Origin of the sequence: Enterococcus sp. DIV0421 (assembly GCF_051713745.1) — a bacterium.
Lineage (GTDB): Bacteria > Bacillota > Bacilli > Lactobacillales > Enterococcaceae > Enterococcus_D > Enterococcus_D casseliflavus.
Map to the genome: position 1 here is coordinate 1,561,932 of NZ_JBIOQM010000001.1, position 21,012 is coordinate 1,582,943.

The following is a 21,012-nucleotide window of genomic DNA, read 5'->3' on the forward strand; positions in this document are numbered from 1 at the left end:
TTTGATCGATGTAAATAAATTCGAAAGTATGCAAATCGGTTTGGCTTCTCCTGAAAAAATCAGAAGCTGGTCTTATGGTGAAGTAAAAAAACCAGAAACCATTAACTACCGTACGTTAAAACCTGAACGCGAAGGGTTGTTTGACGAGCGTATTTTCGGTCCAACCAAAGACTGGGAATGTGCTTGCGGCAAATACAAACGGATCCGCTATAAAGGCATCGTTTGTGACCGTTGCGGCGTGGAAGTAACACGTTCAAAAGTGCGTCGTGAACGCATGGGACACATTGAATTAGCAGCACCAGTATCACACATTTGGTACTTCAAAGGCATTCCTTCACGGATGGGTCTTGTCTTAGACATGAGCCCACGTGCATTGGAAGAAATCATCTACTTTGCTTCATACGTAGTGATTGAACCAGGAAACACCAGCCTTGAGAAAAAACAACTATTGACTGAACGGGAATACCGTGAAAAACGTGACCAATACGGTCAAGAATTTTCAGCAGCGATGGGTGCCGAAGCCATCAAACAATTATTAGATGGCGTTGATCTTGAAGGCGAAGTTGCTGAATTGAAAGAAGAATTGAAAAACGCAACTGGTCAAAAACGGACGCGTGCGATCCGCCGTTTGGATATCTTAGAAGCATTCCGTGCTTCAGGAAACAAACCAAGCTGGATGGTCATGGACGTTATCCCAGTTATCCCGCCTGATTTGCGCCCAATGGTGCAATTAGAAGGTGGACGTTTTGCCACAAGTGACTTGAACGACTTGTATCGTCGTGTAATCAACCGTAACAACCGTTTGAAACGCTTGTTAGACTTGAATGCACCAAACATCATCGTTCAAAATGAAAAACGGATGCTGCAAGAAGCAGTCGATGCCTTGATCGATAACGGTCGTCGCGGCCGTCCAGTCGCAGGGCCAGGGAACCGCCCATTGAAATCTCTTTCTCACATGTTGAAAGGGAAACAAGGTCGTTTCCGTCAAAACTTGCTAGGAAAACGGGTCGACTACTCAGGTCGTTCAGTTATCGTCGTTGGTCCATTCCTGAAAATGTACCAATGTGGTCTGCCAAAAGAAATGGCGATCGAATTGTTCAAACCATTCGTGATGCGTGAGCTTGTTTCTCGTGAAATCGCGTCAAACATCAAAAATGCCAAACGCAAAATCGAACGTCAAGAAGACGAAGTTTGGGATGTTTTAGAAGATGTTATCAAAGAACATCCAGTGCTATTGAACCGGGCACCTACGCTTCACAGATTAGGTATCCAAGCATTTGAACCAGTCTTAGTTGAAGGCCGTGCCATTCGTTTGCACCCACTTGTTTGTGAAGCCTACAATGCCGATTTCGATGGAGACCAAATGGCCGTTCACGTACCATTGAACGAAGAAGCGCAAGCAGAAGCACGTATGCTGATGTTAGCAGCCCAAAACATTTTGAATCCAAAAGACGGAAAACCAGTTGTAACACCATCTCAGGATATGGTCCTAGGGAACTACTACTTGACGATGGAAGAAGAAGGCCGTGAAGGGGAAGGCATGATCTTCCGTGACATGGACGAAGCAGTTACGGCATGGCGCAATGGCTACGTGCATTTACACACACGGATCGCCATCAATCCAAACACTTTAGGGGACAAACCATTCACGTCTGAACAAAAACAACGTTTGATGGTAACAACGGTAGGTAAAGTGATCTTCAACTCGATCATGCCGCCAGAATTCCCATTCTTGAACGAACCGACTGACTACAACTTGACGGTTCAAACACCAGACAAGTACTTTATTGAAGCTGGTACAGATGTGCCTGCCTTCATTAAAGAACAAGAGCTTGTGGGCCCATTCAAGAAGAAAAACTTAGGAAATATCATTTCAGAAGTCTTCAAACGTTTCCGCATCACTGAAACGTCACGCATGCTTGACCGCATGAAAGACTTAGGATACAGCCATTCAACAATGGCAGGTATCACCGTTGGTATCGCTGATATCATGAACTTGCACGAAAAACATGACATCATCGACAATGCCCACAAACAAGTAGAAACGATCACGAAACAATTCCGTCGTGGTTTGATTACCGATGACGAGCGTTATGAACGAGTTATTGGTGTTTGGAATGCAGCCAAAGATGAAATTCAGTTAAAACTGATGGAATCATTGGAAGCGAAAAACCCAATCTTCATGATGTCTGATTCCGGTGCCCGTGGTAACATCTCCAACTTTACTCAGCTTGCTGGGATGCGTGGATTGATGGCCGCGCCTAACGGACGAATCATGGAATTGCCGATCATCTCAAACTTCCGTGAAGGTCTATCTGTCTTGGAAATGTTTATCTCGACCCATGGTGCCCGTAAAGGGATGACCGATACCGCCTTGAAAACAGCCGATTCCGGTTACTTGACACGTCGTCTAGTTGACGTTGCCCAAGATGTCATCATCCGTGAAGACGATTGTGGCACTGACCGTGGTTTAGACATTCAAGCAATTCGCGAAGGAAACGAAATCATCGAATCCTTAGAAGAACGTTTGATTGGACGTTACACACGTAAATCAGTGATCCATCCTGAAACTGGCGAAGTCCTTCTAGGGGTCAATGAATTGATCACTGAAGATTTAGCTAAAGCCATCGTGGACGCTGGTATCGAAACAGTATCCATTCGCTCTGTCTTTACATGTAACACCAAACATGGTGTATGTAAACATTGTTATGGCCGCAACTTAGCCACTGGTTCTGAAGTTGAAGTTGGGGAAGCAGTCGGTACCATCGCTGCCCAATCAATCGGTGAACCTGGTACTCAGTTGACCATGCGTACTTTCCATACCGGCGGGGTTGCCGGAGACGATATCACGCAAGGTCTCCCTCGTGTCCAAGAAATCTTTGAAGCCCGTAATCCGAAAGGACAAGCGGTCATTACCGAAGTTACCGGAGAAGTCATCGATATCTCAGAAGACCCTTCAACTCGGACCAAAGAAGTGACCATCAAAGGGGAAACCGATACGCGTACGTATACCGTTCCTTATACTGCCCGGATGAAAGTAGCAGAAGGCGACTTTATCCATCGTGGTGCGCCATTGACGGAAGGATCGATCGATCCAAAACAACTGTTACAAGTTCGCGATGTCTTGTCTGTTGAAAACTACCTATTACGAGAAGTTCAACGCGTTTACCGGATGCAAGGGGTAGAAATCGGCGACAAACATATCGAAGTAATGGTTCGTCAAATGCTGCGTAAAGTCCGCGTCATGGATCCAGGTGATTCAGGCATCTTGCCAGGAACATTGTTGGATATCGCCGACTTTAAAGACCGCAACTACGACACATTGGTAGCCGGCGGCGTTCCTGCAACTAGCCGTCCAGTCCTATTAGGGATCACGAAAGCATCCTTGGAAACCAACAGCTTCTTGTCTGCTGCGTCCTTCCAAGAAACCACTCGTGTGTTGACCGATGCAGCGATCCGCGGCAAGAAAGATCCACTTCTTGGATTGAAAGAAAATGTTATCATCGGTAAGATCATCCCAGCTGGTACTGGTATGCCTCGTTACCGTGAAATGGAACCAAAAGAAGTAACAGTTGCCAGCGAAAATGTCTACAGCATCTCAGACATCGAAGCACAAATGGCTGCTGAAGACGCATTGAACAGCCAAAACTAATCAATGCCCAGCACCTGATTAACTCAGTGTGACGGAAAAGCTTGTCATTCTTCGGAATGGCAAGCTTTTTTTGTAGTTATATAGGATCAAATGTTGAACGCTCTTGGCATACTAAAAAGCCCCGCCAAAAGTGAAACGAAGCTTGTATCCTCAGAAGTTGCTCTAACTTCTGAAGGGATAGCACTTCAATAGCTCCTTTTGAGGGGCTTTTTTGTTTTTCATCGGTCTTCCTGCCGTTTTTGTAAATTGGCGATCCCTTTTTCCTGAATCTGCTGCGCAATAAAAGCCAAGTCATTTGAAGTCAGATTGATATCCGCATAATGAAACACATTTTTTCTGCTTGAAGGTGTCAGATTGCCGATGATCAGATCATAGGTCTCATCCAGCATAGTCAGTGAAAACGAGTCTAGAGGATTTAAAATCGTGATCGTTAGCTGATAGGGAATAAACTGTTGAATTTTCGTCTGGATAAATTCCGTATGGTAACTATTCGTATCATAGAACAAGGCTAAGTGAAAGTCAGCATTGGCGTCGATGATTTCTTTGGCAAAATTGGGAAAAGAAGTATGAAAAATATAAATCAGGTAATTGATCGTACTTGGTCGAATGATCGGTAAACTCGAATGGGTCAAAAGCTGAATGATGTCTTGGTTGACTGCTTGCTGAACAAAATCACAATTAGCAACAAAGCGGTCGAAGCGATCATCCAAAATGCAGTAAGGAACCTGCAGATTGATCCCAAGAAAATAGGAAAAGACGACGGCATCCAGCTTTTCTTCAAAATTGCTTTCACGGTAGTTGTATTTTCGAAACAATTGCTTCGTCAAATGATAAAATTCTTGTTTGGTTTTGTGAAAGACAGCGGGGTCTTGCCCAATGTGCGTCGTGACATAGCCAACCATTTTTTCTACATAGGCACGGGTGTAGCCAGTAAATTCACTCAAGTCGATTTTTTCTAAAAAATACTCGATATGATCCGCATTGGTTTCAGAGGCAGCAAAACGGTCACGCTTCGTATTGATATAGATGACAAAAGCGATCTTTTTGATATCGGAAAAATAGAGATTTAAGGGCGTCGCTGCTGCCATAATATGGGCGATTTTCAAAAATTCCTGTTCTTGATTGATGTTGGCGTCGATAAATTCATATTGGTATTTCTCCAAGAAGAAAATCAGAAAAAATTGGCGAATATTCTTTTCATTGCCTTTTAACTGGATAGGTTTGGTTGCGATAAAGAAATCAAAAGGAGCCAGAATCAAGTTGATCCTCTTAATTAAACGAATAATCGATGATTTGCTTAAATTTAATTCCAGCGCCAGCATATCATAACTGGTAAAACTGGAAGAAAACAATAATTCCAGTAATTGAAACGCAGAAGAACGGTTCAAAAAGTGGCTGTAAATATCCAAACGAGTAGCAAAGGGATGTAAGTGCAAGCGAACCGCTGAAAAATCATCAAATTGTAAGTCCAGAAACGAAAATTCATTGTCAATTTCTGCGATATAGGTTTTTGCTGAGGACATGGAGATAGAAAATTTCAGTGCTAAATCGTGAAGACTGGTGCCTTGATCGTCCAATAAATACTCAATCAGCTGTAGTTTCTTTTGTGAAGTGGATGATAACAATTTCCGTAACATATTTTCCTCCAAGCCTCCTTTTGACTAAATAGTATCATGTTTTTACATGTATTCAAAAAAATTACCTGTTGAATTTTTTTTGAATACATCACCACGTGATAATTTGGGAAAATAGAAGTGTGGGATAGTAGTAACACGTTTGATGCAAGTAGCAAAGACCTAAATCGTAGAATCATGGGGAGGGGGAAAAAAGCAGTTGTTTGTTGGGATATCTTGCTCACTGTTGAACAATTTTATTCGTGGAGCACTTCCGAAATCAATTGAATAAAAAAACTTTATACAAAAGGAATGAATAATCATGAAAAAGCCATTTTCTATCTATATATGTTTGCTGGTGTTGCTTGGTTCAATTGTTTGTGAACCAACGATCATATTGGCGGAAGCACTTAACGCAACCGATAGCACGCAACGGACGACAGAAACGCTAGCAAGTAGCGAAGCAGAGAGCGAAACGATCGATTCGGAAAAAGCACCGACGGACTCATCTGGGACAGAGGAAACACAACCTACGACTACTCAATCTACAGAAGCACCAACTACCGTCCCTAGCGAGAGTCAAGAAACCCAAGCATCTTCGACATTGAATCAAAACAGTATTCAACCGCGAGCACCAGATGCTGAGACGGAAACGGAAGCTTCGGCTACCGCGGAGAATCTTAGTGCCAACCTAAATGAACGGGGCGTGCAGCTATTTGATAATGTTCGGATCACTGACTTAAACGATCAACCCTTCACTGCCGAAAATCCACCGATGTATAACGGCAACATCAAAATCCATTTTGACTGGTCGTTAGCAGACACGGAAGAAATTCGCGCAGGCGATTATTATACGTATCAATTGCCAGACTATTTTGCCATTCATAATACCGTTAGCGGCGAATTGACTCGTTCTGGCGGACAATCGATCGGAACCTTTACCTTGGATCATGATGGTACATTGACCGTCACGTTTAATGAGGCCGCACAGACATTATCCAATCGTTCGGGGACCATTGATCTAATCACGGAATTAAGTGTGAGTACTGTTACTGAAGAAGTGACGATTCATACTGGGATCTACGATGAAGATGGTCATGAGATCATCATTACATTGCCGATTTATGAAGTCGATATCATTAAGACTGGTAATGTGACTTCCAGCGGTTCAGTGGTTTGGGAAATTATTTTTAACCAAACCAGTCGTGAATTGCACGATGTGGTGATCACCGATAAGATGCCTCAAGGCTTATCTTATAGTACCTCGACGGGCTACTTGTACGATGAAGCTACCAAGGAGTGGGTTTGTACCGATGGCTTATATACCTTTAACAGCGTCAACAACACGTTTACCTTCAATCAAACGGTTAATCAACCGGTTCGAATCGTGATCAATAGTGCAGTCACCGATCCAACGGCTTCTTCTTTCAAAAACACGGCAACAATCAACGGTAGCGATTTTACAGAAAAAACCGCAGAAGCAACGGTTACCTACGATGAACAATCAGAATACAAACGATTTAAAGGCTACGATCCAGAAACGAAACGAGCATCTTGGGAAATTTCCGTTACATTGGACAAAGATCAAGCCAGAGTTTTGGATCAGACCTACTCGGGAACAGATCCTGAAAAAGCCTTGCACTTTTTTGTTCCAGAAACTTTGGTGATCACTGACAAAGACGGTAATCCAATCCCTTCAGAGGACTGGTCCTTTGATGGGACAGAACAACAGAATAAAGAGGGGGAAATCGTACGCTTTGGCATCACGTTTGCCAAAGCTGGCTACTACAAGATTCAATACGATACCCAGCTGTATGAATCGGTTTTAGCCGATACCCGTATTTACAACTACGCTTCGGTCCGCGACAATCAAAATACCTCGTTGACGGGCAGTGGGATCGTGACGCCAACCAAAACGATCGGTGTCGTGAAAACAGCTGGCACCAAAGATTATGAGACGAAGACTGTCGCATGGAAGATTGATGCCAATACCAATCAGCAAACAGTTAGCGACCTGATCATCGAAGACCGCTATCAATTGATCTCTGGCGCAAACAGCAGCGCACTGGCCTTGTTGGCGGATACGCTGGTAGTGACGGCGAGCGGCGTGACCGAGCCTTTGGTTCTTGATACCGACTATACGCTGGAGCTGATCAAAGAAACGAAAACACTGACGGACGGCACAACGAAGGAACTTGAGACGGGTTTTCGCATCAAGCTGCAAGGGGCGTACCAAACGACTTCAGCAACGATCACTGTCAACTTCAAAACCAGCTTTGATATCGTGCAACAGGGTACGTTACCGGGCAGCTCTACCGGACGTTTTAGTAATGCAGCGTTTGTCCATTATAAAGACGAAGCTGGCAATACGTTCACGGAAGCTTCTGAAACCAATACATGGATGGACACCAGTTGGTTAAAAAATGCCTTGAAATACGGCCTATTTATTGGTGAAGGCGAAGATGTCGCCACCGCGATTAAAACCGTATTTAATCGAGACCTAGGAACTATTTTTGATGAGCAGACCGCTTCTAGCGATCAAGTCTATTGGATGGGGCTATTCAATACGTACAAAGAAAAAATCAACAAAGATGCAGTCATCACTGACCAGCTGCAAGAAGGCCAAACCTTGAAATACTTGGCGCTTTACACGGTCACAGTAACTGGGTATACGACGCAAGTCAGAGCGCTGAAAGAACAATTGGTGGAGAATGAGGATTACATCTACACCTATGATCCTGATACGAAGAAAGTTACGATCACCTTGCTGAAAGAAACGTCTGAAACACTGGCGGTCTTCTTGGCAACCGAAGCAGCTGAAGAGGTATTTACCTACAAAAATACCATCACATTGACGGACAATGACACAACCTTGACTGCCGATGGCCAAGTCGACAAGTCCGCAAAAACGGACTGGTTGATGAAAAACGGCAGCCAGAATGCCGACAACAATCGGTTGATCGATTGGGAAATCATGATCAACGCTGACAGTCGCAAAATCCACAATGCGGTAGTCACCGATACCATCAACTACAATCAGCACACCTTTTTACGCGATGCCAACGATGCCGTGATCGTAGACGTGTATGAAGCGGTCTTAAACAATGGCACGTGGGAAAAAGGAGAAAAAGTCACCTTCACCAACGAGGACAATCCGAAAATCACCTCGGATGTGGTAGCAGGTACGCAATCGTTAGTGATCGCTTTTGAAGAAATGATTGATAAACCGTACTTTATCGTTTATCAAACACAGCTTGATCCTGGGATTTTGAACAATGAACGGGTGGCCAATAGTGTCAATTTAACGGGTAGTGAGATCGAGATTCACACAGTGACCAAAGAAATCACCATCAAATCGACAGACGGCAGCGGAACCTCTTCTGGGACGAACGGCTCCTTGACGATCGTGAAATACGATGCCGATGGCACCAAAGAACGAGGGATCGATGAAGAAGCAGTTTTCCAATTAAGCCGCAAAAATGCGCAAAATACCTATGAAGTCATCTTGTCGAATCTGGTGGTCAAAAACAATCAAATCATGGAAAACGGCAACGCCATTGATCGGATCGATAATCTGCGTTACGGCGATTATATGATCCAAGAAATCACCGCACCAGAAGGATACGAACGAGATGCGACTCAGTACACCTTCACTATCTCTGATAAAGAAGTCAATTATGTCTTTGAGCTAGCCAACAAGCGAGAAATCAAAGAAACGACCCATGCTTTGAATGTCCAGAAGCTGCTTCATGGACGCGAGCTGAAAGACGGCGAATTTACTTTCTACCTGGTGGATGAAGCTGGCTCTGTGATTCTAACCCAAACCAATGACGGTAACGGTCAAGTCACCTTTGACGACATCACTTACAATGAGCCTGGCGAGTACCATTACACGATTCGGGAAAAAGCCGACAGCGATCCAACCATCACCTATACAGACAAAGAACTAAAGGTAACTGTGACAGTGACAGAAGAAGATAATCAGTTGATTGCGACAGCAGTCTATGAAGGCAATCAAGTCTTTGAAAATGACTATACACCAAAAGCTGGCAGTGTCGTTTTGAATGCTGAGAAAATTTTGACGGGTCGAAGCTTGCAGGCAGAAGAATTTGACTTTGAACTAGTTGATGAAGCAGGAACTGTGCTTCAGACAAAAGCCAATGATGCCACTGGCAAGATCTACTTTGACGCTCTTCCTTACGATAAAGCAGGTGAATACCGCTACACCATCCGTGAGAAAGCAGGAACTGACGACACCATCACCTACGATGAAAAAGAACTTGCAGTAGTTGTGACCGTCACCGATGAGGACGGGCAGTTGATTGCAGTAGCGGAATATGAAGGCAATCAAGTCTTAGAAAACAGCTATCAACCACAAGCAGGCAGTGTCGTACTAAGTGCCGAGAAAACCTTAACTGGTCGTACGTTACAGGCAAATGAATTTGATTTTGAACTAGTCGATGAAGCAGGCAACGTACTTCAGACAAAAGCCAATGATGCCACGGGCAAGATCTACTTTGACGCGCTCCCTTACGAGGAAACAGGTGAGTATCACTACACCATTCGTGAGAAAGCAGGAACTGACGGCACCATCACTTACGATGCAAAAGAACTTGCGGTAGTTGTGACCGTCACCGATGAAGACGGACAGCTCACGGCAGTTACCGAATACGAAGGCAATCAAGTCTTTGAAAATGACTATACGCCAAAAGCTGGCGGTGTGGTCTTGAATGTAGAGAAAGTGTTGACGGGACGCGCGTTAGAAGCCAACGAGTTTGCCTTTGAACTAGTCGATGAAGCAGGCGATGTAGTACAGACGAAAACCAATGATGCAACTGGCCAAATCTATTTCGATGAATTGACGTATGACGAAATCGGCGAATACCGCTATACGATTCGAGAAAAAGTTGGCGCAGATAGTACCATTACCTATGACACGAAAGAAATTGGCGTTGTTGTGAAAGTCACCGATGAAGACGGGCAACTGGTGGCAACAGCAACGTATGAGGGCAATCAAGTCTTTGAAAACGGCTATACGCCACAAGCAGGCAGTGTCGTACTAAGTGCCGAGAAAGTCTTGACCGGCCGCACCTTACAAGCAAATGAATTCGACTTTGAACTAGTGGATGAAGAAGGGAACGTTCTTCAAACAAAAGCCAATGATGTCACTGGCAAGATCTACTTTGATGCTCTTGCATATGACGAAGCGGGCGAATACCGCTATACTATCCGTGAACAAGCTGGCAGCGATGGTACGATCACGTATGATACAAAAGAGCTTGCAGTAGTTGTGACTGTGACGGATGGAGCTGGACAGCTCACGGCAGTTGCGGAATACGAAGGTAATCAAGTCTTTGAAAACAGCTATCAACCACAAGCAGGCAGTGTCGTACTAAGTGCCGAGAAAGTCTTAACTGGTCGTACGCTACAAGCAAATGAATTCGATTTTGAACTAGTGGATGAAGAAGGGAACGTTCTTCAAACAAAAGCCAATGACGCCACTGGCAAGATCTACTTTGACGCACTCCCTTATGAGGAAACAGGTGAGTACCACTATACCATCCGTGAGAAAGCAGGAATCGATGGCACGATTACGTACGATAGGAAAGAACTGGCGGTAGTTGTCACTGTAACGGATGAAGACGGACAGCTCACGGCAGTTGCGGAATACGAAGGCAATCAAGTCTTTGAAAACAGCTATCAACCACAAGCAGGCAGTGTCGTACTAAGTGCCGAGAAAGTTTTAACTGGTCGTACGCTACAAGCAAATGAATTCGATTTTGAACTAGTCAATGAAGACGGAACTGTTCTTCAAACAAAAGCCAACGACGCCACTGGCAAGATCTACTTCGATGCTCTTGCATATGACAAAGCAGGTGAGTATCACTACACCATTCGTGAGAAAACAGGAACTGACGGTACCATCACTTACGATACAAAAGAGCTTGCGGTAGTTGTGACCGTGACGGATGAAGCTGGACAGCTCACGGCAGTTGCGGAATACGAAGGCGATCAAGTCTTCGAAAACAGCTACCAACCACAAGCAGGCAGTGTCGTACTAAGTGCGAAGAAAGTCTTGACGGGTAGAAACTTGCAAGCCAACGAATTCGCATTTGAATTAGTGGATGAAGCTGGAAAGGTTCTGCAAACCCAACACAATGACGCAAACGGAACGATTACCTTTGATGCATTGACGTATGACGATGCTGGGGAACATCGTTACACGATTCGTGAAAAAGCTGGCAATGACGCCACGATCATCTATGATGAAACCACCTATCAAGTAACGGTCACCGTCAAAGAACAAGCAGGAAAATTAGTAGCTGAAGCGGAGCAAACGGCAGAGATGGTATTCAACAATCATGTCAAAGAAGGCAAAACACCGAAGCCGGGAACTGACAACTTACCGAAAACCAATGACACTACGACCGCTGGTTGGGTCGTCCTTGGACTGTTGTTAGTAGTGATCGCAGTAGGCATCTACCTTGATCGCAAAAAACGGACGCCGTTATCATAGGCAGGGGAAGCAACAGAGCAGAAAGAGAAAGCGGGATGAGGCCAACTTGTCCCGCTTTTTCCTGTCCCGTTTTTCTTCACTTCAAAGAAAAAAACCGTCAAAAGTATGAAACGCTAGAAAGCGAACAATCAGCAAACCCAGACTCAAGCAGGGGACGAAGGGCAACTGCGCCAATCGTTTCTTCCAGATGCCTTGATAGCTAAAAAAAGCGAGGAGACCGAGACTGCTGGCTACCAGTAAGAGGGCCAAAAGGGTCTTTGGCGCTAGCCAAGTGCCCCAGCCTGCCAGCACTAAGAGATCGCCGCCGCCCATTTTTTCCTGCCAGACAAAAAAGACCAGTGGAACCAGCAAGCCTAAAGACAGCCATTGAAAAGAAGCGCCGCTTCTAAACTGTGCCAGCGCTAGCAGTAGGTGGGCGGGGTACAGCAGTTGCGGGTAGACGCTATAGTCTATCAAGTCGGTCAAGCTGAGTAAAAAGGCACTGGTCAGCCAGACAAAAGCCAGGAAGCTTTCTGAATCATGAAAGGCAAGCCCGCAAAGTCCGCCATAGCATATGCAAGCGAAGACCCAATAAAGCGGGGGTGAAAGCCATCTTGTAGGAAGGAGAAGAAACCAATGGTTATCCGAAACTTTGTTCACTTTCTGGTAGTGAGAACGAGAATCACTTTTTGGCAGATTCCAAAACAGAGTATGTAAGAGCAAAAGCCAAAAGAAGCCGAGTAAAGCGCCTAAAAAAAACACGAAAATCGTCATTTTTCGTACCCCCTCATAAAGAAATACGTAAGAGAGTGAGAAATTTTCTCAAATAGATGATTTTGTTGTACTTTTTAATTGTTTCGTATTATCCTTAAAATAGATAATTTAGAGGAGGAATCGTTATGAAATTTGAACAAACAAAAGAAGTATTAAACCAACTTGTTGCTGATTTAAGCCAAATGGCTATGGTCGTTCACCAAACACACTGGTACATGCGTGGACCTGGCTTTTTGACATTGCATCCAATGATGGACGAATTCATGGATGATCTAAATGAGCAATTGGATGAAGTTTCTGAACGCTTGATTACATTAGACGGTTCACCATATTCAACTTTGCGTGAAATGGCAGAACACACTCAAATCCCTGATGAAGTGGGTAACTGGGACCGCACGATTCCAGAACGCTTAGCTACATTGGTGGAAGGCTACCGTTATTTAGCGGACTTATACCAAAAAGGGATCGAAGTATCTGGTGAAGAAGGCGACGATCCAACCCAAGATATCTTCATCGGCTTCAAAACAGCCATCGAAAAACGTATTTGGATGATCCAAGCGCACTTAGGCGAAGCGCCATTGATCGATCCAGCGAAATCTCGCGTACGTCATTAATCAACAAAAAACCAGCGAAGAATTTTCTTCGCTGGTTTTTTTACTTGCTTGTTAATAACGTTTTGGCGGCTTCAATTTGCTGTGCCACTTGATCAAAACCGGTGCCGCCATACGAATGACGATTTTTGACGGCGGTATAGGAGTCAAGCTTTTCAAAAATATCGCTGTCGATGGCAGGATGGATCGCTTGGTATTCTTCCAAGGAAACATCTTGCAGATAGATGCCTTTGCTCAAACACTCGCTGACAAGTTTGCCGACGATCTCATGGGCTTGTCTGAAAGGCACGCCTTTGCCAGCTAAGTAATCCGCTAATTCTGTTGCGTTGGAAAAATCCTTTTCAGTGGATTCTTGCATCCGTGCTTGATTGACCTTCATCGTTGCGATCATGCCCGTCATGATCTGCAAGCTTTTCGTGATGGTTTCGGCACTGTCAAACATGCCTTCTTTGTCTTCTTGGAAATCTTTGTTGTACGCCAGCGGCAAGCCCTTCATGACCGTCAAAAGACCAAAGAGGTTCCCATAGACACGTCCTGTTTTTCCACGGATCAGCTCCGCCATGTCAGGGTTTTTCTTTTGAGGCATGATGGAACTGCCAGTGGAGAAGGTATCGGTCAGTTCCACGAATTGGTACTCGTGGCTGCACCAAAGAATCAGCTCTTCACAAAAACGAGACAGATGCATCATCAATAAAGAGGCGTTGCTTAAAAATTCCAAGATAAAATCGCGATCGCTGACCGCATCTAGGCTGTTGCTGTAAATATTGCTGAACCCTAACTCTTGAGCGGTGAAGGCACGATCGATAGGGAAGGTAGTTCCTGCCAAAGCGGCACTGCCTAAAGGCATCACATCGATGCGGCTCAAACTCTCACTGAAACGCTCTTGGTCACGCGTCAGCATGCTGTAATAGGCTAAGAGGTGATGGGCAAATGAAATCGGCTGAGCATGCTGCAGATGGGTATAACCGGGCATGATGGTGTAGATGTTGGCTTCGGCTTGTAAAACCAGCGCTTCTCGCAATTCAGCGATCAAAGTGATCACGTCTTGCACGACTTCTTTCAAATACAAATGCATATCGGTCGCCACTTGGTCATTACGACTACGGGCAGTATGCAATTTGCCTGCCACTGGTCCAATCAATTCATGCAAGAATGTCTCGATGTTTAAATGGATGTCCTCATTTTCAATCGTGAAGGTCAATTCGCCAGCGGCTAATTGCTGCTGAATCGTGGTCAAGCCGCCAATGATCGCTTCGCCATCGGGTTGACTGATGATGCCCGTATGGACCAGCATTTTGACATGTGCCAAACTGCCAAGAATGTCTTGCTTTGCTAACTTTTGATCAAACGTGATGGAAGCCCCAAAAGCATCGATCCATGCTTCATTTTTTCCATCGAAACGTCCGCCCCATAATTTTGCCATATTCTCACCTCAAAAAAAGATTACGGCTGAAGCGGCAGCTTCAGCCGTGCATACTTAAATCAATGTTTCTGTTAGTTGCTGTTGTGCTTGGATCTCAGCGTGCACTTTGCTTGGCAGTCCCCATAATTTGATGAAGCCGATAGCCGCATGCTGATCAAAGGTATCTGCAGACGTGTACGTTGCTAAGTTTTCATCGTACAAGCTGTTTTCAGATTTCCGTCCTTCACAAATGACGTTGCCTTTGAACAATTTCAAACGCACGATTCCGTTGACGTAGACTTGCGTGCTTTTCAGGAAGGTAATCAATGCTTCCGTCAATGGATTGAACCATAGGCCGTCATAGATGACTTGGGCTAATTGCTGCTCAATGATTGGCTTGAAATGCGCCAATTCCCGCACGAAGACCAAATCTTCCAATTCTTTATGAGCCGTCATCAAAGCGATCGCTCCCGGACATTCATAAACTTCCCGTGATTTGATCCCCACCAGACGATTTTCGATATGGTCGATCCGACCAACGCCATGCTCGCCAGCCATCCGGTTTAGTTTCATGATCAATTCTGCTAGATTCATCGTTTCGCCATCAATGGCGGTCGGTACCCCTTGATCAAAAGTGATCTCAACGATCGTTGGTACGTCAGGAGTATCTTCTAATTCTTGCGTGATGGCGTAGGCCCCTTTTGGCGGCGTTGCCCAAGGATCTTCTAAGACGCCACACTCACAGGCACGTCCCCATAAGTTTTGGTCGATGGAATATGGATTATCCAAGTCAGCGGGAATCGGCACCCCTTTTTCAGCCGCATAGGCAATCTCTTCTTCCCGAGACCATTTCCATTCCCGAACCGGTGCGATGACTTTCAAGTGAGGCGCTAAAGCGGCGATCGCTACTTCAAACCGAACTTGGTCGTTGCCTTTACCGGTACAGCCGTGGGCGACGGTCGTTGCGCCAGTCGCTAATGCCAACTCCACCAATTTCTTGGCGATCAATGGACGAGACAAAGCGGAAACAAGAGGATAAGAATTTTCATAAAAAGTATTGCCTTGTAAAGCGATCAAAGCAAAATCTTGGGCGAATTCTTCGCGGGCATCGATGGCATAAGATTCAATCGCGCCAACTGCCAAAGCTTTGTCTTTAATGGATTGGGTATCGCGACCTTCACCGATATCTAGGCAGCAAGCCACTACATCATATCCTTGGTCCGTTAACCATTTAATTGAAACGGAGGTATCTAATCCTCCAGAATAGGCCAATATTACTTTTTCTTTCATACTTATTAACTCCTTTTCCGCGTGTTTTCAAGTGATTGAAGCTATCTTATCAGAATAAAAATAATAAATCAAGGGTAAAATTAAATATTTATACATAAAAGTGGTGATTATCAGGTTTTTATACTATTATTGGTGATTGAGGAAAAGAAGTGGATGCTCACTTCGTTAATGAAAGTTTATACATAATATTCATTTTGGTATTCAGTTTTAGAAGTCTGCAACAACAAGTTTCATTTTTCAGAGAAAATGGCAGAAAACGAATGGAGAAAATTTTCAAAAAGAGGCGGAATTACGTTGACATTAGGCTTTATAGAAGGTATTATGTTATATGGTATTGTTTGCCCCACAAGAGCCCCGGAAACTCAAGTGTATGTCAAACATTCGTGAAATTGAATTGGAGGAAAAAATTGTGCGTACAACATATATGGCCAAAACAGGCGAAGTAGAACGTAAATGGTACGTAGTAGATGCAACAGATGTTCCTATGGGTCGTCTTTCAGCAGTAGTAGCATCTGTCTTACGTGGTAAAAATAAACCAACATTCACACCTCATGTGGATACAGGCGATTTCGTAATCGTCATTAATGCAGAAAAAATCAAATTAACAGGTAACAAAGCAAGCGATAAAATTTATTACCGTCACTCAAACTTCCCAGGAGGATTGAAATCAGTCTCTGCTGGAGAATTACGTGCTAAAAATTCTCGTCGTTTGATCGAAACTTCTGTAAAAGGCATGCTTCCTAAAAACACTTTAGGCCGTAAACAAGGAATGAAACTTCATGTTTATGCTGGCGCTGAACACCCACATGCTGCACAACAACCAGAAGTATTGGACATTACAAACTTAATCTAATAGGAGGGAATTTCATTGGCACAAGCTCAATATATCGGCACTGGCCGTCGTAAAAATGCAGTAGCCCGCGTACGTTTAGTACCAGGTACTGGTAAAATTACTGTTAACAAAAAAGATGTTGAAGAATACATCCCACACGCAGACTTGCGTGAAGTAATCAACCAACCATTCGGTGTTACAGAAACTAAAGGTTCATACGATGTTTTTGTAAACGTAAATGGTGGTGGATACGCTGGACAATCAGGTGCAATCCGTCACGGTATCGCACGTGCATTGTTACAAGTTGATCCTGATTTCCGTTTAGCTCTTAAACGTGCTGGCTTACTTACTCGTGACGCACGTATGGTTGAACGTAAAAAACCAGGTCTTAAGAAAGCTCGTAAAGCTTCTCAATTTTCAAAACGTTAATATATTCTATATATCAACATTTCAAGACATTTTCCATTTATTTGGGAATGTCTTTTTTTTGTTTTGTGGTAACATATAGTATAAAAAATAGAAGGAAGTTAAACAAATGAGGTGAGTTCGTTTAATTTTGAAGAAATGGAAATTATGGATAACAGTGATTTCGAAAACTATTTAATACCTTTGGGACTTCCATCAGAAAATATACTAACTACAAAGTCGTAAAAGAATCAAATATCAGGCAGCTTTTAAACAATAATCCAAAGCATAAATCTCAAAATTCAAAAAATGCAATATAACTTTCGAAATTTAATTGGAAGATTTGTCTCAGCGTTAGATGACTTATGGAATGAGGTTGCTATTAATTTATATAACAAAAATAATAGTGTGTTGTATGAAAATTTTTTTGTGATTCAGCAGTAGGAGATAATTTAAGAGAAGATTATGTTGATATAAATGACTTAATTGATATTAAAGATAGAGTTTTATTAGATAATTGTTTAAAGATTGAGATAAAAACTGATATTGTTCATCAAAAATTAGTTCATATGTTGAATAAGAGGAATAATATTAGTAGCGCTCATCCAAACGATGGACAAATCAAACTTTTTGAATTATTTGGATGGCTTTAAACATGTACCGTGAAAGTAAGATAATTTCAAAAATGCTGACTTGGTTAACAAGTTCTTAAGAAAGCTCGTAAAGTTTCGCAGCTTTCAAAATGCCAATATAGCAACATTTTCAGACGCTTCGCAATTTAGTTTGGTAAATGCTTTTTTGAACTGACAAAAAGCATAATGATCTCAACCTGAAGACTATATGGTTAAGAGATAATTGTAGACAGTTTAGTGAATGACCAAAATATATGAGGAAATTATAGTTTGCATACGCAGTAAATCAATACTCCAAGAAGTCTGGGAAAATATAAATGAGTCAGACCTCAATTATATGAAAATTCACGCTGAATGGTGTTACATATAAAGTAAAGATGGGGTAAAAATGCATCAAGAACTGTAATACTGATCCAAACAAGTTTACTATACCAAAACGCATATTCACGTTAAATTCATATATTCGTAATATATACTTATAGAGTTATTTCGCTAGGATAAGTAGAAAATGGAATAAGACAATACTATATATAAATATATATATAAATGATTGAAGTATTATTTTTAACAAAACTTGATTTTTAGGTTATAAGAAATGCCATAACCTTGTATAATTGGTTAAAAGGAAAGCTATTTTCTATACTAAATAAGAACGGAGTGATTTCATGGGAACAAACAAAGCTAGAGTTGATAAATCTATTAGAAAAATTCTCGCAGGAAAGTCTATTGACGAGGCCAAATCGAGTTTGCCACAAATAACTAGTACGATAAAAAGTAATTTTATTGGCAAAGAAGTTTCTGAAGAAACTTATCAGAGTATTGTAGGTGTTGTAGGTGTTGTAGGTGTTGTAGGTGGAAAGCTTTCAAAACTTTATGCATTGGAAGAAGATGAGTGTGAAGAAATAGCACATAATTTGTTAAAAAGAGAACAATGGATAAACGAGGTAATGGAGCTTGTTGAAGATAATCTGAATGTGGAAATGTCTGAAATATTACTAAAATCATTGCGAATAGCTTTAGCAGAAACTATTAATGAAGAAAAAGATGAAAGGTATTTTATAGAGAAATTGTTATACCGAATTGTGTTCCTGTCATTAGAAAATACAATGCAAGGAGCATTAGAAGGTTTAGATGAAGGATTAACTATCCCGCAAATTAGAAAGGAATTCATTGAACCTCTTGCTGATAAGTTATTTGAAGATGATGTGAGAGAAAATATTTCGAACTTGATTGATGGTAAAATAACGTTGGCTACAGTAAACGAACAGATTGCTGATAAACTTAAAAATTTTGGTGGATTCTAATGGAAACAAATTCTTACTTTCAAGATTTTATTGATGAAGCTACAGATTACTATTATATGAGTGAACATGAACGATGTAATGCCTGTGACATAGTTAACGTAATGCTTGCAGCTTTTGATGGAGATATTTCTACAGGTGGAGATTCAAATAATAAAGCCCCTAGAAAAATAGCTGTTTCAGCAAAAGTATATAATATTGAAAGATGGGAAAGTTCAAAGGATCAATTGATTGAACTTCTTAATTGGGTATCTGGAGATCTGTTTAATGTGATGTTTGAAAAAAACACAAAAATATTTAATATTTTACCATTAGAAATTCCTAGTTCTCAAAAAAAGTGTATAACTCTTTTTTCAGGACGACTAGATTCTCTAGCAGGAGCATATCATAATTTTTCAAGTAATATTCTAAGTGATTACGTGGGATACGTCAATAAGTCAGAAGAGCAAACACACCAAGTATTATTACAATCTTTTTATAATAAGATTTTTTCTGTCCACGGAAGTGAGATTGATATTAGGAATAAATATCAAAAAGCAAAAACATTTCACTTTCAGTCTACACGATCTTTATTGTATCTTTCATTAGCGATATCGAAAGCAATATCTAACTCTACAAGAGAGATTAGAATGTATGAGAATGGCATCCTATCTTTGAATCCAGAATTTGGAAGATTTACTACAAAAACCACTCATCCTAAAACAATATTTCTTTACAATGAACTTCTTACTGCTCTTGGCTATGATATTCGAATTTTAAACAAGTTTGAGTATAAAACTAAAGGAGAAGTTATTGCAAATATGAATTTTGAATTTAAATCACAAATAAAAAATACTTTTACATGTGGTAAAAGCAGAGCTGGAAGACATTACAAACATAAAGGGCAATGTGGTACTTGTATTCCATGTATACTTAGAAAAATATCTTTAGCTTCGCATGATAATGAGACTTTTGATACTGAATATTTTGTTGGGTATGAAAATATCACTTCTGCGCCAAAGAATTATTTGAAAGATTACAATAACAATGTGGGATATTTTGAAGCATATGTCGAAGCTATTAAAAATGATACAATCTTTGGTGAAATATCTAACAATAAACCGAAATTTCATGAGGATGAAAGTTACTTACAAAAACAAAAAATAATGTTTGATAAATTTGTCTCTGAATACGAAAGGTTTATTGAAAAATATGGGATATATTGATTTGCATGTTCACATTGATTTTTATTCAAAACCATTAGAGTTAGCTAAAGAGTATGAAGAATTGAAGATATACGCTATTTTTGTCACTTACTTGCCGGAAATATTTTTGAAAACTCGATATGAATATGAGAACTATAAGTATGTACGAATGGCATTAGGGTTTCATCCAGATATGGTAGGAGAGTATATTTTTAGTAGGAATGAGTTTGAAAAAGGATTGAAGTATACTAGATATATTGGAGAAGTAGGACTTGATTTTTCTGGATCAAATCAACGATTAAAAAAAGAGCAAGTTGAAATATTTCAACAAATAACTAATCCTAAGTACAACAAAGGTAATATTTATTCAATTCATTCTAGAAAAGCAGAAGTGGAAGTTCTTGAGATACTCAAAAAAAATAATGTGAGAAATGCAATTTTTCATTGGTATACTGGTGGAAAAAAAACGTTGAAAGATATTGCTGAATCGGGTTATTTTTTTTCTGTAAATCATAAAATGCTTTCTTCAAAGAATGGGTTGGAAATCATTCAAAGCATTCCTAAATCACAACTATTGTTTGAAACGGATGGACCATTTGCAAGAAAGGATAAAAAGATTGTTTATCCCCGAGACTTAAAAGAAATTTATGATGATTTTGAGAAGGTAATCCCAGGTTTTGAAAAGATAGTTTTTTCTAATTTTAAAAGGCTGTTATTTCAGAAAGATATTGATCGAATTAACTAAGTCAAAAATTTAAGTATAGTGAAACTTTAGAGTGTTGATTTAAAGTTATTTATTGATAATAAATATTTCATGTTG

At 41.5% G+C, this 21,012-nt stretch carries 12 protein-coding genes; 8 read left to right on the forward strand and 4 right to left on the reverse strand.

From position 1 onward, the window contains the following. Nucleotide 1 precedes the first annotated feature (1 nt). A complete protein-coding gene (gene rpoC, locus IGI96_RS07660; RefSeq protein ID WP_015510610.1) occupies nt 2-3,652 on the forward strand; it encodes a DNA-directed RNA polymerase subunit beta' in 3,651 nt (1,216 codons plus the stop codon). A 218-nt stretch (nt 3,653-3,870) separates the two neighbouring features. Here rpoC and IGI96_RS07665 read toward each other — a convergent pair whose 3' ends face one another. After that, nucleotides 3,871-5,289, reverse strand: a complete 1,419-nt coding sequence (locus tag IGI96_RS07665; RefSeq protein ID WP_086338825.1) for a helix-turn-helix domain-containing protein — start codon at nt 5,287-5,289, stop codon at nt 3,871-3,873. Between the two features lie 298 nt (nt 5,290-5,587). On the opposite strand from IGI96_RS07665, the gene IGI96_RS07670 reads away from it, so the two are divergent. After that, on the forward strand, nt 5,588-11,782 hold the full coding sequence (locus tag IGI96_RS07670; RefSeq protein WP_438784984.1) for a Spy0128 family protein: 6,195 nt from the start codon (nt 5,588-5,590) through the stop codon (nt 11,780-11,782). A gap of 81 nt (nt 11,783-11,863) precedes the next feature. Here IGI96_RS07670 and IGI96_RS07675 read toward each other — a convergent pair whose 3' ends face one another. Next, nucleotides 11,864-12,535, reverse strand: coding sequence for a prepilin peptidase (locus IGI96_RS07675; RefSeq protein WP_086338823.1), 672 nt, complete (start codon nt 12,533-12,535; stop codon nt 11,864-11,866). A 125-nt stretch (nt 12,536-12,660) separates the two neighbouring features. Between IGI96_RS07675 and IGI96_RS07680 the strand changes: the two genes are divergently transcribed. Then, a complete protein-coding gene (locus IGI96_RS07680) occupies nt 12,661-13,149 on the forward strand; it encodes a Dps family protein (protein WP_005230382.1) in 489 nt (162 codons plus the stop codon). Between the two features lie 40 nt (nt 13,150-13,189). On the opposite strand, the gene argH is transcribed toward IGI96_RS07680, so the two are convergent. Continuing rightward, the gene (gene argH / locus IGI96_RS07685; RefSeq protein WP_086338822.1) at nt 13,190-14,569 is read right to left on the reverse strand and encodes an argininosuccinate lyase; all 1,380 of its coding nucleotides are present in this window, start codon (nt 14,567-14,569) and stop codon (nt 13,190-13,192) included. A gap of 54 nt (nt 14,570-14,623) precedes the next feature. After that, entirely contained in the window at nt 14,624-15,838 is a 1,215-nt protein-coding gene (locus IGI96_RS07690) for an argininosuccinate synthase (protein ID WP_005233014.1), read from the reverse strand. A gap of 406 nt (nt 15,839-16,244) precedes the next feature. On the opposite strand from IGI96_RS07690, the gene rplM reads away from it, so the two are divergent. From rplM to IGI96_RS07715, 5 genes are all read left to right on the forward strand, one after another. Further along, nucleotides 16,245-16,691 carry a 50S ribosomal protein L13 gene (rplM, locus tag IGI96_RS07695; protein ID WP_303393675.1) on the forward strand — a complete coding sequence of 149 codons (447 nt, stop codon included), beginning with the start codon at nt 16,245-16,247 and terminating at the stop codon, nt 16,689-16,691. Nucleotides 16,692-16,706: 15 nt separating this feature from the next. After that, the gene (rpsI, locus tag IGI96_RS07700) at nt 16,707-17,099 is read left to right on the forward strand and encodes a 30S ribosomal protein S9 (RefSeq protein ID WP_003128901.1); all 393 of its coding nucleotides are present in this window, start codon (nt 16,707-16,709) and stop codon (nt 17,097-17,099) included. 1,273 nt (nt 17,100-18,372) lie between these two features. Next, nucleotides 18,373-19,011 (forward strand): hypothetical protein, encoded by a 639-nt coding sequence (locus tag IGI96_RS07705; RefSeq protein ID WP_438784985.1) that lies wholly within the window; start codon nt 18,373-18,375, stop codon nt 19,009-19,011. Further along, nucleotides 19,011-20,213, forward strand: coding sequence for a hypothetical protein (locus tag IGI96_RS07710; RefSeq protein ID WP_438784986.1), 1,203 nt, complete (start codon nt 19,011-19,013; stop codon nt 20,211-20,213). The genes IGI96_RS07705 and IGI96_RS07710 overlap by 1 nt, the downstream gene beginning before the upstream one ends. Next, nucleotides 20,200-20,937: a TatD family hydrolase gene (locus tag IGI96_RS07715; protein WP_197525958.1), complete on the forward strand. Its 738-nt coding sequence runs from the start codon at nt 20,200-20,202 to the stop codon at nt 20,935-20,937. The genes IGI96_RS07710 and IGI96_RS07715 overlap by 14 nt, the downstream gene beginning before the upstream one ends. Nucleotides 20,938-21,012 lie beyond the last annotated feature (75 nt).

Coding starts and splice junctions, on each gene's coding strand:
- IGI96_RS07665 (WP_086338825.1), bottom strand. CDS start 5,289: ATGTTACGGAAATTGTTATCATCCACTTCACAAAAGAAACTACAGCTG.
- IGI96_RS07670 (WP_438784984.1), top strand. CDS start 5,588: ATGAAAAAGCCATTTTCTATCTATATATGTTTGCTGGTGTTGCTTGGT.
- IGI96_RS07675 (WP_086338823.1), bottom strand. CDS start 12,535: ATGACGATTTTCGTGTTTTTTTTAGGCGCTTTACTCGGCTTCTTTTGG.
- IGI96_RS07680 (WP_005230382.1), top strand. CDS start 12,661: ATGAAATTTGAACAAACAAAAGAAGTATTAAACCAACTTGTTGCTGAT.
- argH (WP_086338822.1), bottom strand. CDS start 14,569: ATGGCAAAATTATGGGGCGGACGTTTCGATGGAAAAAATGAAGCATGG.
- IGI96_RS07690 (WP_005233014.1), bottom strand. CDS start 15,838: ATGAAAGAAAAAGTAATATTGGCCTATTCTGGAGGATTAGATACCTCC.
- IGI96_RS07705 (WP_438784985.1), top strand. CDS start 18,373: ATGGGAACAAACAAAGCTAGAGTTGATAAATCTATTAGAAAAATTCTC.
- IGI96_RS07710 (WP_438784986.1), top strand. CDS start 19,011: ATGGAAACAAATTCTTACTTTCAAGATTTTATTGATGAAGCTACAGAT.
- IGI96_RS07715 (WP_197525958.1), top strand. CDS start 20,200: ATGGGATATATTGATTTGCATGTTCACATTGATTTTTATTCAAAACCA.